The organism is Maritimibacter harenae, from assembly GCF_009882975.1.
Lineage (GTDB): Bacteria > Pseudomonadota > Alphaproteobacteria > Rhodobacterales > Rhodobacteraceae > Maritimibacter > Maritimibacter harenae.
The window spans coordinates 57,011-69,951 of record NZ_WTUX01000017.1 but is presented as its reverse complement, the minus strand read 5'-3'; the positions used below and the strand labels follow the sequence as shown (position 1 = coordinate 69,951).

Annotated in this window: 12 protein-coding genes; 4 read left to right on the top strand and 8 right to left on the bottom strand. The window is 68.6% G+C overall.

All coding sequences use genetic code 11. The annotated features are described in order from the left end of the window. Nucleotide 1: 1 nt before the first annotated feature. The 4 genes from GQE99_RS12735 to tyrS form a co-directional block, all read right to left on the bottom strand. Nucleotides 2–940 (bottom strand): nucleoside hydrolase, encoded by a 939-nt coding sequence (locus GQE99_RS12735; RefSeq protein WP_161352012.1) that lies wholly within the window; start codon nt 938–940, stop codon nt 2–4. A gap of 9 nt (nt 941–949) precedes the next feature. Beyond that, nucleotides 950–1,753 carry an exodeoxyribonuclease III gene (gene xth / locus GQE99_RS12730; RefSeq protein ID WP_161352011.1) on the bottom strand — a complete coding sequence of 268 codons (804 nt, stop codon included), beginning with the start codon at nt 1,751–1,753 and terminating at the stop codon, nt 950–952. A 117-nt stretch (nt 1,754–1,870) separates the two neighbouring features. Continuing rightward, a complete protein-coding gene (locus tag GQE99_RS12725) occupies nt 1,871–3,043 on the bottom strand; it encodes a BaiN/RdsA family NAD(P)/FAD-dependent oxidoreductase (RefSeq protein WP_161352010.1) in 1,173 nt (390 codons plus the stop codon). 103 nt (nt 3,044–3,146) lie between these two features. Next, on the bottom strand, nt 3,147–4,397 hold the full coding sequence (gene tyrS / locus GQE99_RS12720) for a tyrosine--tRNA ligase (protein WP_161352370.1): 1,251 nt from the start codon (nt 4,395–4,397) through the stop codon (nt 3,147–3,149). Between the two features lie 64 nt (nt 4,398–4,461). Here tyrS and GQE99_RS12715 point away from each other — a divergent pair, with 64 nt between their 5' ends. Next, on the top strand, nt 4,462–5,565 hold the full coding sequence (locus GQE99_RS12715) for an anhydro-N-acetylmuramic acid kinase (RefSeq protein WP_161352009.1): 1,104 nt from the start codon (nt 4,462–4,464) through the stop codon (nt 5,563–5,565). A 94-nt stretch (nt 5,566–5,659) separates the two neighbouring features. On the opposite strand, the gene rsmA is transcribed toward GQE99_RS12715, so the two are convergent. From rsmA to GQE99_RS12700, 3 genes are all read right to left on the bottom strand, one after another. Then, the gene (gene rsmA, locus GQE99_RS12710; RefSeq protein ID WP_161352008.1) at nt 5,660–6,502 is read right to left on the bottom strand and encodes a 16S rRNA (adenine(1518)-N(6)/adenine(1519)-N(6))-dimethyltransferase RsmA; all 843 of its coding nucleotides are present in this window, start codon (nt 6,500–6,502) and stop codon (nt 5,660–5,662) included. Further along, entirely contained in the window at nt 6,499–7,470 is a 972-nt protein-coding gene (pdxA, locus tag GQE99_RS12705; protein ID WP_161352007.1) for a 4-hydroxythreonine-4-phosphate dehydrogenase PdxA, read from the bottom strand. The genes rsmA and pdxA overlap by 4 nt, the downstream gene beginning before the upstream one ends. 67 nt (nt 7,471–7,537) lie before the next feature. Continuing rightward, nucleotides 7,538–8,785 (bottom strand): SurA N-terminal domain-containing protein, encoded by a 1,248-nt coding sequence (locus GQE99_RS12700; protein WP_161352006.1) that lies wholly within the window; start codon nt 8,783–8,785, stop codon nt 7,538–7,540. A 332-nt stretch (nt 8,786–9,117) separates the two neighbouring features. Here GQE99_RS12700 and GQE99_RS12695 point away from each other — a divergent pair, with 332 nt between their 5' ends. Further along, nucleotides 9,118–10,593 (top strand): leucyl aminopeptidase, encoded by a 1,476-nt coding sequence (locus GQE99_RS12695; protein ID WP_161352005.1) that lies wholly within the window; start codon nt 9,118–9,120, stop codon nt 10,591–10,593. Nucleotide 10,594: 1 nt separating this feature from the next. Beyond that, a complete protein-coding gene (locus GQE99_RS12690) occupies nt 10,595–11,065 on the top strand; it encodes a DNA polymerase III subunit chi (protein ID WP_161352004.1) in 471 nt (156 codons plus the stop codon). A 186-nt stretch (nt 11,066–11,251) separates the two neighbouring features. Here GQE99_RS12690 and hemB read toward each other — a convergent pair whose 3' ends face one another. Continuing rightward, nucleotides 11,252–12,250, bottom strand: coding sequence for a porphobilinogen synthase (hemB, locus tag GQE99_RS12685; RefSeq protein ID WP_161352003.1), 999 nt, complete (start codon nt 12,248–12,250; stop codon nt 11,252–11,254). A gap of 125 nt (nt 12,251–12,375) precedes the next feature. Between hemB and GQE99_RS12680 the strand changes: the two genes are divergently transcribed. Further along, on the top strand, nt 12,376–12,903 hold the full coding sequence (locus GQE99_RS12680; RefSeq protein ID WP_328794099.1) for a component of SufBCD complex: 528 nt from the start codon (nt 12,376–12,378) through the stop codon (nt 12,901–12,903). Nucleotides 12,904–12,941 lie beyond the last annotated feature (38 nt).

Below are 12,941 nucleotides of genomic sequence, written 5' to 3'. Positions count from 1 at the left end.
CTCAGGGCAGCCGGGCAAGGCGTTCGGTCAGGAGCCCGAAGAACCCGTCGGCGTCGAGGTTGCCCATGAAGGTGGCGTTGGGCGCGCGGTCCGTGACCCGCCACCAATCCGCGACCGTCATGCCCAGCGTGAGCTCGGAACCGGTCTCGACCTCCACGTTCACGTGGCGCCCCTCGAACAGGTCCGGCCGCAACAGGAAGGCCGTCACCGTCGGATCATGCAGCGGCGCTCCGTCGGAGCCGTATTTCTCCCGGTCGAAGCGTTCGAAGAAATCGGTCATCTCGGCCGTGGCGACCCCGACGCGGTTGCCCAGGGCGCGAAACGCCTCGTTGCGGGGCCGGGTGACCAGCGCCTTGTGCGTCACGTCGAGCGGCATGACGGTCATGGGAACGCCGGATCGGAACACGATATCAGCGGCTTGCGGGTCGACGTAGATGTTGAATTCCGCCGCCGGGGTGATGTTGCCCACCTCGAAATAGGCGCCGCCCATCGCCACGATCTCGCGCACCTTCGCAATGATCTCGGGCGCCGCGCGAAAGGCCGTGGCCACGTTCGTGAGCGGGCCCAGCGTGCACAGCGTCACCTCGCCCTCGGGGGCCGCGCGCAGGGTCTCGATGATGAAATCGACCGCGTGCGTGGCGTCGAGCGGCATGGTCGGGTCGGGCAGCGTCGGCCCGTCGAGCCCGGTGCGCCCGTGCACGTGCTCGGCGGTGACGAGCGTGCGCGTCATCGGGGCCTCGCAGCCCGCGAAGACCCGCATGTCGGGTCGCCCGGCCAGTTCGCAGACGATGCGCGCATTCTTCTGGGTCAGCGCAAGCGGCACGTTGCCGGCCACGGCGGTGATGCCCAGCACTTCGAGCTCGGGGCTTGCCAGCGCCAGGAGGATCGCGACCGCGTCGTCCTGACCCGGGTCGGTGTCGATGATGATCTTTCGTGTCATGTCAATGGCTCACGCGGCGAGCTTCACCCAGATCGGAACGTGGTCCGAGGGCTTTTCGCGTGCCCGGACCTCCTTGTCGATCCGGCAATCCTCAAGCAGGTCCGCACATTGCGGCGACAACAGGAAATGGTCGATCCGGATGCCGTCGTTGCGTTGCCACGCACCGCGCTGGAAATCCCAGTAGGTGTATTGCTCCGGCGCCTGGTTCACCGCGCGGAACGCATCGGTGAGCCCGAGGTTCTGAAGCCGCCAGAACGCGCCCCTGCTTTCCGGCTGGAACAGCGCGTCATCGCGCCAGGCATCGGGCCGCGCGGCGTCTTCGGCCTGCGGGATCACGTTGTAGTCGCCCGCCATGAGGAAGGGCTCTTCAAGCGCCAGAAGCGCACGCGCCCGCGCCTCGAGCCGCTCCATCCAGCGCAGTTTGTAGGCGAATTTCTCGTCCCCCACCGGGTTGCCGTTGGGCAGGTAGAGCCCGCAGATGCGCACCGCGCCCGCGTCACCCACCACGGTCGCCTCGATATAACGCGCCTCGGCGTCATCGGCCCCGTCGCGCCCGGTGCCGTCGGCGCCGGGCAGGCCGCGCACGACGTCCTCGAGCGGGAACTTCGAGATCAGCGCGACCCCGTTGAACGACTTCTGCCCGTGGGTTTCGACATTGTAGCCCAGGTCCTCGAAATGCTCGCGGGGGAAGTTCTCGTCGATCGACTTGATCTCCTGGAAGATCGCGACGTCGGGCCGGGCCTCCTCGATCCAGTCGGTGACGGCGGGCAGCCGGGCCTTGATCCCGTTGATGTTGAAACTGGCAATCTTCATGGGCGCTCCTCGATTTGGCCCGAAGGTAGCGGGCGTGCGACCCGGGGACCAGCGGGTTGTTGCATGCGTGGGCCCAGGCCGCGATGCCGCCTGCGTATTTGGAGAAAGATGAAAGGGTCAGGCGTGCGCCCTGTCGGCGATGGCGCGCCCCGCGGCATGGCCCGAGGCCCAGGCCCACTGGAAATTGAAACCGCCGAGCCAGCCGGTCACGTCGACGGCTTCCCCGATGACGTAAAGACCCGGGACGTGTTTCGATTCCATGCTCTGCGAGGAAAGACCCGCGGTCGACACGCCACCGGCGGTGACTTCCGCGGTGCGATAGCCCTCGGTCCCCGCAGGGGTAAGCGTCCAGTTGGCGAGCGCTTCCCCGATTTCGCGCAGCCGCGCGTCGGACTGATCCGCGAGGTTGCCGGACAGGCCCAGCACGGGCGTCAGGTATTCGACGAGCCGGGCGGGCAGGTGGCGGGCGAGTTCGGTGGTGAGCGCGTGGCGCCCCTGCGCCTGCCGCTGGTCGCGCAGCGTCTCGACAAGCCCCGGTGGACAGATGTCGAGCGTGATCGGCTCGCCCTCGCGCCAGTAGGAGGAGATCTGCAGGATCGCGGGCCCGGACAGGCCGCGATGGGTGAAGAGCAGGCTCTCGGCGAAGGCGATCCGGTCGTTGAACGCCCGGCCCGGCACCGACACGCCGGCCAGCGGCGCGAAACGGTCGCCGAAGGTGAAGGGCACGAGCGCGGGGCGCGGGGTGACGATGTCATGGCCGAACCGGCCGGCCACGTCATAGGCGAACCCGGACGCTCCCATCTTGGGGATCGACTTGCCCCCCGTTGCGAGCACGAGGGTCTCGGCCGTCTCCGCGCCCCGGTCGGTCGTGACAATGAAACGTCCGTCCGCGTGGCGCACGTCCGTGATCTGCGTCTCCAGCCTGAGCTCCGCCCCGGCCGCGCGCATCTCTTCCAGCAGCATGTCGATGATCTGCGTCGATTTCCCGTCGCAGAAGAGCTGCCCCAGCGTCTTCTCGTGCCAGGCGATGCCGTGGCGCGACACGAGCTCGATGAAATCCCACTGGGTGTAACGCGCGAGCGCCGACTTGTGGAAATGCGGGTTCTCGGACAGGAAATTCGCGGGCGTCACGTCGAGGTTGGTGAAATTGCACCGCCCGCCACCGGAAATCCGGATCTTCTCGCCCGGTTTCCTGGCGTGGTCCAGCACCAGCGTGTCGGGCCCCGCATGCGCCGCACACATCAGGCCAGCCGCACCGGCCCCGAGGATGATCGTGCGATAGCGTTTCATCGAAAGCCGCCCGGTCCCCTTCTTCGTTTCGAAAATACCTCAGGGGGGCGGGGGGACAGCGTCCCCCCGAGGGGTCGGCGCGGGCCACGCCCGCGTCGAAACCTTACCCCAGGGTCACGAGGGCATGCCGCTTCTTGCCCGCCGAAAGCTTGATCGGCTCGCCCAGGTCGTCCGCGGTGATCATGAGACCGGCATCGGTCACGTCCGCGTCGTTCATCTTCGCCCCCTTGTCGGCGATGAGGCGCTTGGCTTCCTTGCCGGACTTCGCGAGCCCCGAGCGCGTGATGAGCTGGGTGATCGAGATGCCTTCGCCGATCTCCTCTGCCGTGAGCGTCAGCGTGGGCAGGTCGTCGCCCGCGCCACCCTTCTCGAAGACCTCGCGCGCGGTCGCCTCCGCGGCGGCCGCCGCCTCGGCCCCGTGGCACAGCGTCGTCACCTCGTTCGCGAGCACGATCTTGGCGTCGTTGATCCTGTTGCCGGGCAGGGCCGCGAGCCGTTCGCATTCCTCGACCGGCAGCTCCGTGTAGAGCTTGAGGAACCGGCCCACGTCGGCGTCCGTCACGTTGCGCCAGAATTGCCAGAACTCGTACGGGCTCAGCATGTCGGCGTTGAGCCACATGGCACCGCCCGCGGACTTGCCCATCTTCTTGCCGTCCGACGTGGTCAGGAGCGGCGAGGTCAGGCCGTAGATCTCGGTGTCGAGCACCCGCCGCGTCAGGTCGATCCCGTTGACGATGTTGCCCCACTGGTCGGACCCGCCCATCTGCAGCGTGCAGCCGTAGCGGCGGTTGAGTTCCAGGAAGTCGTAGGCCTGCAGGATCATGTAGTTGAACTCGAGGAACGACAGGCTCTGCTCGCGGTCGAGCCGGGACTTCACGCTCTCGAAGGACAGCATCCGGTTCACGCTGAAGTGCCGCCCGATGTCGCGCAGGAACTCCAGGTAGTTGAGATCATCCAGCCACTCGGCGTTGTTGAGCATGAGCGCGTCGGTCGCCCCGTCCCCGTAGCTGAGGTACTTGGCGAAGACCTGCTTCATGCCCTCGATGTTCTCGTCGATCTGCTCGGGTCCCAGAAGCGGGCGCTCGTCGGAGCGGAAGCTGGGGTCGCCCACCTTGGTGGTGCCCCCGCCCATCAGCGTGATCGGCTTGTTGCCGGTCTTCTGGAACCAGCGCAGCATCATGATGTTGAGCAGGTGGCCCACGTGCAGCGACTTGGCGGTGGCGTCATAGCCGATATAGGCGGTGACCACGCCGGCATTCAGGGCCTCGTCCAGCCCCTGATAATCGGTGCAGTCGGCCAGGTAGCCGCGCTCGATCATCACGCGCATGAAGTCTGATTTCGGGTGGTAGGTCATCGCTTTTCTGTCCATTGTCGCCTGATGGAGCCTCTATATCGGGGGCACGGGCAGAGGGAAAGCCATGTTGGAGGCGCAGGCGATCTGGGCGTTGGGCGCGATGTCGGGCACGTCGCTTGACGGCGTCGATGCGGCGATGGTGCACACCGACGGGGAAACCATCCTGGGCTTCGGCGAGAGCCGGTACGCGGCTTTCTCCGAGAACGAGGCGGGCGTCCTGCGCGCGGCGCTCGGCCACTGGCCGGGCGAGCCGGGGGTGGAGGCGGCGGCCGGTGTGATCGAGGCGGCGCATGTCGCGCTTCTGTCGCGGTTCGACGGCGCCGAACTCGTGGGCTTTCATGGCCAGACGCTCGCCCACGACCCGCGCGGGCGCGGCGCGACGCACCAGGCGGGTGACGGCGACCGGCTCGCCCGGGCGCTGGGGCTGCCGGTGGCCTGGGATTTCCGCTCGGCGGACGTGGCGCTCGGGGGGGAGGGCGCGCCGCTCGCACCCTTCTTCCACTTCGCGCTCGCCAAATGGATCGGGGCCCGGGCGCCGCTGGCCTTCCTCAACCTCGGCGGCGTCGGCAACCTGACCTGGGTCGACCCGTCCCGGACCCGGCCCGAGGACGACGGCGCGCTGCTGGCCTTCGACACCGGGCCCGCGAACGCCCCGATCAATGACCTCATGTGGGCCCGACACCGGCAATCCTTCGATACAGGCGGCGCGCGCGCTGCCCGGGGAACGGTGGACGAGGACATCGTCACCGCCTTCCTCGCGCATCCCTATTTCTACCGCATGCCGCCCAAGTCGCTCGACCGGGACGCCTTCACGGATCTCGCGGGCGCGGTTTCGGATCTCTCGGACGAAAACGCCGCCGCGACGCTCACCGCCTGCGCCGCGGCCGCCGTAGCGCTTGGGCTGGAATATTGCCCGTCGCCACCCGACCGCCTGCTCCTGTGCGGCGGGGGGCGCAAGAACCCGGCACTCGTGACGCAGATCGAAATGCGCGCAGGCGTACCCGCCGTTCCCGTCGAAGAGGTCGGCCTCGACGGCGACATGCTGGAAGCGCAGGCCTTCGCCTTCCTCGCCGTGCGCGTGGCGCGCGGCCTCGCCACGTCCTGTCCCTCCACGACCGGCGTCGCGGCGAATGTCGGCGGCGGCCGGATTTCGCGGCCGGACGGCTGACCCGGCTCCCCTTCATCGTTCCGAAAATACTTCGGGGGTGCGGGGGCAGTGCCCCCGCGCGGGTCGGGACGGGCGTCGGCCCGGCCCGAAACCGCTAGGCCGCGTCGAGCGCGCGCGCCAGCGCGCACCAATGCTCGAGCCCGATCTCCTCGGCGCGCGACGTGGGCTTGATTCCCGCGCTCTCGAGCAGGTCCTCGATCCGCGGGTGGAGCCCCTTCAGGGACGCCCGCAGCATCTTGCGTCGCTGCTGGAACGCGGTGGCGGTCAGTTTTTGCAGCGTCGCGGCGTTGGCCGGAAAACGCGGCTCCGGCAGCGCGGTGAGGTGGACCACGGCGGAGTGGATTTTGGGCGGCGGCGTGAACGCCTCGGGCGGCAGTTCCATCACGATGCGCGCGTCACAGCGCCATTGCGCGAGGATCGCGAGCCGGCCATAGGTCTTGGAGCCGGGCTGCGCCACGATGCGCTGCGCCACCTCCTTCTGGAACATGAGCGTCAGGCTCTCCCAGACCGGCGGCCAGCTGGGCGGCGTGAGCCAGCGGGTCAGGAGCTCGGTGCCCACGTTGTAGGGCAGGTTGGCCACGATCCGGATCGGGGGCGTGAGATGTTCCAGCGGGTCGATCTCGAGCGCGTCGGCGTTCACCACCTCGAGCCGCCCGGGATAATGTGCCGCGATCTCGGCCAGGGGCGCCATCGCGCGCGCGTCCTTCTCGACGGCGAGCACGCGGCGCGCACCCTCGGCCAGCAGCCCACGGGTCAGCCCGCCGGGGCCGGGGCCCACCTCGAGCACGTCGCATTTCGTCAGGTCGCCGGCCTTGCGCGCGATCTTGGCGGTGAGGTTGAGGTCGAGCAGGAAGTTCTGGCCCAGCGATTTCTTCGCAACCAGCCCGTGGGTGGCGATCACCTCGCGCAGCGGCGGCAGGCCGTCGATCGCGCTCACGCACCGGTCCCCTGGGCCATGTCGCGCGCCATGCGCAGCGCGGCGATGAGCGAGGTCGGGTCGGCGCGCCCGGTCCCGGCAATGTCGAAGGCGGTGCCGTGGTCGGGCGAGGTTCGGATTAAGGGCAGACCCAGCGTCACGTTCACGCCACCGGCGAAGTCGATGGTCTTGATCGGGACCAGCGCCTGGTCGTGGTACATGCAGATCGCCACGTCGTAGCCCGCGCGCGCGGCTGGATGGAACATCGTGTCGGCGGGCAGGGGGCCGGCGAGTGCCAGCCCCTCGGCGCGCAGGGCGTCGAGCACCGGGATGATCGTCTCGATCTCCTCGCGCCCGATCGCGCCGCCTTCGCCCGCGTGCGGGTTCAGGCCCGCGACGGCGATGCGCGGGTTGGCGTGGCCCTGCGCCATGAGCGCGGCATGCGTGATGCGGATCACGCGTGTCAGGTGCGTGCGGGTGAGCGCGGCGGGCACGTCGGCGAGCGGAATGTGAATCGTGGCGGGCACCACGCGCAGCTCGGGGCAGGCGAGCATCATCACCACGTCCTCGACACCCGCGAGATGCGCCAGGTATTCCGTGTGCCCCGGGTAGGCGAAGCCCGCGCCGTCCATCAGCGCCTTCTTGTGAATCGGGGCCGTGGTCAGGGCCGCCGCCTCGCCGGCCATGACCAGCGCCACGCCGTCGCGAATCGCGTCGATCACCGGCTGGGCATGGGCGGGCTGCGCGGTACCGGGGATCCGGGGGGCGCCGAAGTCGCGCGCCAGCACGGGCACGCCCCGGTGGAGCGCGCGCGGCGCCTCGCCGGGATGCGCGATCACCTCGACCGGTCCGTCGATATGGGTCGGGTCGCCGATCACGAAGAACGGCAGCTCGGCGCCGAGCCGGTCCCATGCCTTGGCGATGGTTTCCGGCCCGATCCCGCCGGGCTCGCCGATGGACAGGGCGATGGGGGCGTCAGAGCGGGGCATGGGTCCTTTCGCGGCCGGGTCGCGTCAAGGCGCCCGGTACCGCGTCATCCGGTGTGAATGGCATGGCTCAGTCGTAATACTCGATCACGGCGTTCGCGCGCAGCTCGGCCAGGTAATCGTTGGCGAGCGCACCGATGCGCTGGTTGCGCAGCGACTCGGCCACCTGCGTGCGGCTCACGCTGTCGGGCACGTCGTTGCGCCGGTTGCACAGCATCAGCACCACGAGCGAGCCGCTCGAGGTCGTCAGGTTCGTCGATATCTCGCCCGGGTCCATGTTGTCGAGCTCGGCCTTGTAGTTCGCGGGCACGGCGCCGGACGGGATTTCCTCTCGCACGAGCTGCTCCGTCGGCAGGCCGCGCGCGATCGGGTAGAGGTCGTCGCAGACCTGCACCTCGGCCCGGATCTCGGCCGCTTCGGCGAGCGCGGCCTGGGACCGTCCGCCGGGGATGAAGAAGGCAGCGTAGTCGATGACCGTGCCCACGTTGGTCGTGCGCACGGTTTCGCGGTCACGCACGAAGTAGACGGCCACGCCGTCTTCGCCCAGCACGACGGGGCGGCTCGTGGCCCCTTCGCCGACGTTGCGGATGGCGGCCTGAACCGGGGCGGGCAGCGCCTGCAGGTCGACCCAGTCGCGTTCGCCGTTGTTGAGGCGGGTGGGGGCGATCGAGAAGCGCTTGGCGGCGTCCGAGAATTCGTCGGCCGTCTGGATCTGCGCCAGCCGCTCGGCGCGCATGCGCGAGGCCTTGAGGCTCGCGGCGGACGAGGCGGGCAGCACGATCTCGGTGAGCAGGAACTTCTGGCCCGGGGTCGGCTCGGCCTCGGCATAGGCGCGGTCGATCTCGCTCTCCGTGATCGTCACCTTTTCGAGGAAGAGCTCGCGGGCCACCTCGCGCCAGGTGATCCCGGCGGTGACGAAGTCGCGGAAGGTTTCGGCGGCGATGCCCGCCTGACCGATCATCTCGAGGAACTGCTCCACGCTCAGGTTGCCGCGGGAGGCGAATTCCTCCATGCCCTGGCGCACCGCCTCGGGGTCGGGCTCGACACCCAGGCGCTCGGCCTCGGCCAGCTGGAGCTTTTCGTTGATGAGCTGGTCCATGACCAGTTCGCGCACGTCGCCGGGCGCGCGCAGCAGCGTCATGAAGGCCATGCGCTGGTTGCGTTCGTAGGCGGTCACGGCCTCGTTGTTCACCTTGGCCACGGGTTCGAACAGGTTCTGGGCCGTGGCCGGGGCGAGGCTGGCACCGAGCGCCAGCGTTGCGACGGCGATCGAATGCCCGACACCGCGTCCCAGCTTCGTAAGTTGCGTCCAAGCCATGCTCTGTCTCATACCGCCCAACCTTGTCGTGTCGTTCTCGCAGGCCGGAAGCCGTGGCTCCACCCCCCGGTTCACGCGTCACATTAGTCGGAACTCGGCGACGGTGCGAGGGGGAATCTCGCCGCGCGCCGGGTTTTCGCCGCCGATCCGACGCGATTCCGGCGATATGCGGTGGGGAGGCGCGCGGCGTCCACCACATCTGGCGCGCCCGATTCCCCGGTGACGGCCCGTCGCGCCGCCGGGTCCCGGTTGCACCGCCCCCCGCTTGGTGCTTACGTGACCCCGACCGGGCGCGAGATCGCCCAGACCCATTTTCGCCGACAGGAGACAGCATGACCGACGTGATCAAACCGACCTTCGCGCCCCTCGACATCGACACCCTGGCCGAGGCCGAGGGCCGGGTCGTCGTGCTCGCCGTGGACGGTGGCCCGATGGACAAGGGCGCGCGGCGGGTGAACCGGCTGACAAAGGGTGCGCTCGAGCGTTACCTGGAAAGCGAGGCGTTCGGGAAGATGAAGCCGGGGCAATCCGGCACGCTCGCCTGGCCCGCGGGCATGGCCGCCGAGGCCGTCGAAGTGGTGAAGGTGGACAAGCGGCTCACGCCCGAGGCCGCACGCAAGGTGGGCGCGATCGTGGGCAAGGCGCTGGGAAGCGCATCCGCCACGGTGATCGCCGGGTCCCACAAGCACCTCGACCAACTGGCTCTTGCCGCGGTCCTGCGCGCCTATTCCTTCTTGGATCACAAGACCGGCGAGGCGGGCGAGGTGAAGGCGCGCAGCCTGACGCTCCTGACCAACCAGTCGGAGGAATGGGCCGACAGCGTCGACGGCATCCTGGCCGTGGCCGAGGGCGTGTTCCTGACCCGTGACCTCGTGAACGAGCCCGCCAACGTGCTCACGACGACCGAGTTCGCCGCCCGCGCCGAGGCGCTGTCCGACCTCGGGGTCGAGGTGGAAGTGCTCGAGGAGGACGAGCTCGAAAAGCTCGGCATGCGCGCGCTGCTGGGCGTCGGGCAGGGGTCGGAAAGCCCCTCGAAGGTCGTTGTGATGCAGTGGAACGGCGGCGCGAAAGGCAATGCCCCGCTGGCGCTCGTCGGCAAGGGCGTGGTCTTCGATACCGGTGGCATCAGCATCAAGCCGGGCGCGGGCATGGAAGACATGACGATGGACATGGGCGGCGCGGGCACCGTGACCGGCGTGATGAAGACGCTCGCCAGGCGCAAGGCCAAGGCCAACGTCGTGGGTCTCATCGGGCTGGTCGAGAACATGCCGGACGGACGGGCGCAGCGCCCGGGCGACATCGTGAAGACGATGAAGGGCGACACGGTCGAGATCATCAACACCGACGCCGAGGGGCGCATGGTGCTCTGCGACGTGCTCTGGTACGCGCAGGAACGCTTCAAGCCCGCCGGTGTCGTCGACCTTGCCACGCTGACCGGCGCCTGCGTCATCGCGCTGGGGCACGAGAACGCGGGGGTCTTCTCCAACGACGACGACTTCTGCCAAGGCTTCCTCAAGGCCGCGCAGACGGAGGAAGAAGGCGCCTGGCGCCTGCCGCTGGGCGAGGCCTACGACAAGCTGCTCGAAAGCGCGAAGGCCGACTTCAAGCACGTGGGTGGACGCCCGGCGGGCTCGATCACGGCCGCGCAGTTCCTGCAGCGGTTCATCAAGGAGGACGTGCCGTGGATCCACCTCGACATCGCCGGGGTGGCCGACGTCAAGGCGGACACGGCGCTGGCGCCCAAGGGCGCGACCGGCTGGGGCGTGCGCGCGCTCGACCGGCTTGTCGCGGAGCGCTACGAGGGCTGACTTGGGCGAGGCGTATTTCTACCACATGACGCGCACGCCGCTGGAAGAGACGCTGCCCGCGCTCCTGGGGAAGGCGCGCGAGGCCGGCTGGCGCGTCGTCGTGCGCGGCCGGGACGCGGGCCGGCTCAAGTGGCTCGACGAACGGCTGTGGATGGGGGACGGATTCCTGCCGCACGGCCTGGCCGGGGGGCCGCATGACGCGGACCAGCCGATCCTGCTCAGCGCGGGGTCGGAGGTGGCCGAATGCGTGGTGTCCGTCGACGGCGCCGATGTCAGCCCGGACGAGACGGCGGGTGCGACACGGGTGATGATCCTGTTCGACGGCAACGACCCCGACGCGGTCAATGTGGCGCGCGGCCAGTGGAAGGCGATGTCGGACGCGGGCGTGGTGGCGAAATACTGGAGCCAGGAGACGGGTCGCTGGGCGCTCAAGGCCGAAAGCAAGGGGCGTTCGTCGGGCGATGGACATTGAGCGCCGCGGCGCGCCGTGCTCACGTTTCGGGTCAATTCCTGTTCCTAAAGGGCTGGTATCCAATAAAATTCTAGGATTCTAGGATTCTAGGATTCTAGGATTCTAGGATTCTAGAGCCGACATGCGGCCACAGCCCACGCGCCCGCGCCAGGCCACCCCGCGACGCCGGCCGACAGGCTCCCGCCGTTACCCGTTCAGAAGTTTCGCCGCCTCCGGCGCGAAATACGTCAGGATCCCGTCGCAGCCCGCGCGTTTGAACCCGCCCAGGCTTTCCATCATGACCTTCTCCGCGTCGAGCCAGCCGTTCTGGAACGCCGCCTGAAGCATCGCGTATTCGCCCGACACCTGGTAGGCGTAGGTCGGCACGCCGAAGGTGTCCTTCACCCGGCGGCAGACGTCGAGATAGGGCATCCCCGGTTTCACCATCACCATGTCGGCCCCCTCGGTGAGGTCGCGCTCCACAAGCCGCAGCGCCTCGTCCGTGTTGGCGGGGTCCATCTGGTAGGTCTTCTTGTCGCCCTTGAGCGCGCCCGAGGCACCCACCGCGTCGCGGAAGGGGCCGTAGAAGCCGCTCGCGTATTTCGCGGAATAGGACATGATCGAGACGTTCTGGTGGCCCTCGGCCTCGAGTGCCATGCGCATCGCGCCGATCCGGCCGTCCATCATGTCCGACGGGCCCAGGATATCGGCGCCCGCCTCGGCCTGCGCCAGCGCCATCTTCACCAGCGCGTCGACCGTGCGGTCGTTCACGATCTCGCCATCCACGACGAAGCCGTCATGGCCGTTGATGTTGTAGGGGTCGAGCGCGATGTCGGTCATCACCGCGATCTCCGGCACGGCGTCCTTGATCGCGCGCGTGGTGCGGTTCGACAGGTTGTCGGGGTCCCAGGCGCCCGCGCAATCCTCGGTCTTCACCGATTGCTCGATGTAGGGAAACAGGCAGATCGCCGGGATGCCCAGCGAGGCGGCGTCCTTCGCCGCCGCGACGACCCGGTCGGTGGTCATGCGCTGCACCCCCGGCATCGAGGGCACGTCGAACACCTCGTTCTCGCCCTCCATCAGGAACACCGGCCAGATCAGGTCGTCGACCGTCAGCGTCGTCTCGCGCACGAGCGCGCGCAGGGCGGGCGAGCGGCGGTTGCGGCGCAGGCGGGTCGCGGGATAGGGGGCGAGGGTGCGTGTCATGGGCCTTCCTTTTCGGCTGCCCGCATTCATTGCCACGCCAAATCCCGCCCCTCAAGGGGTAGCGCCCCCGGAACGAGGCGCGTATGGTCGCGCCAAACAGACCCAAAACGGGGACAGGCAGCGCGGTGGACTGGTACTCAGCCGTATTCGAACTCATCGATATGAGGAGTTTTTCCAACCTGTGGTACTGGATCGCGCTCGCGGCGGTCTGGTCGCAGGCCAGTCGCTACGTGCTGGGGGTCCCCTACGACATGATCCAGCGGGCCGAACGCAACGGCGGGCAGGCCGAGGCGGACATGGAAGAGCTCGTGCGCATCAACTGCAACCGGCTGCTCTACGTCGCGGGGGTGTCGGGCCTCTGGCTCATCGGGATCGGCGCGATGCTGGTCACGATGCTGGCGCTCCTCGGGTTCTACTACGACATGGAATTCGCCCAGGCCGTGTTTCTGCTGGGCGTGCCGATGATCGCGGTCGGGGGGCTGTCGGTCCACACGGCCGGGGTGATCCGCGACCAGGCGCTTGACGGGCGGCCCCTGCGCCGGCTGATGCGCCGCCACCGCACGCTGACCCAGTTCATCGGCATGCTCGCCATCTTCGTCACCGCGCTCTGGGGCATGTATCAGAACATGACCTACGGGGCCCTCGGGCAATGAGCGGTTGACAGTCAGGACTGCAAGGTTACTTCCCCGTC

Excerpts from the sequence above, each read along its gene's own strand:
- GQE99_RS12735 (WP_161352012.1), bottom strand. The coding sequence starts at position 940 with ATGACACGAAAGATCATCATCGACACCGACCCGGGTCAGGACGACGCG.
- xth (WP_161352011.1), bottom strand. The coding sequence starts at position 1,753 with ATGAAGATTGCCAGTTTCAACATCAACGGGATCAAGGCCCGGCTGCCC.
- GQE99_RS12725 (WP_161352010.1), bottom strand. The coding sequence starts at position 3,043 with ATGAAACGCTATCGCACGATCATCCTCGGGGCCGGTGCGGCTGGCCTG.
- tyrS (WP_161352370.1), bottom strand. The coding sequence starts at position 4,397 with ATGACCTACCACCCGAAATCAGACTTCATGCGCGTGATGATCGAGCGC.
- GQE99_RS12715 (WP_161352009.1), top strand. The coding sequence starts at position 4,462 with ATGTTGGAGGCGCAGGCGATCTGGGCGTTGGGCGCGATGTCGGGCACG.
- pdxA (WP_161352007.1), bottom strand. The coding sequence starts at position 7,470 with ATGCCCCGCTCTGACGCCCCCATCGCCCTGTCCATCGGCGAGCCCGGC.
- GQE99_RS12700 (WP_161352006.1), bottom strand. The coding sequence starts at position 8,785 with ATGGCTTGGACGCAACTTACGAAGCTGGGACGCGGTGTCGGGCATTCG.
- GQE99_RS12695 (WP_161352005.1), top strand. The coding sequence starts at position 9,118 with ATGACCGACGTGATCAAACCGACCTTCGCGCCCCTCGACATCGACACC.
- hemB (WP_161352003.1), bottom strand. The coding sequence starts at position 12,250 with ATGACACGCACCCTCGCCCCCTATCCCGCGACCCGCCTGCGCCGCAAC.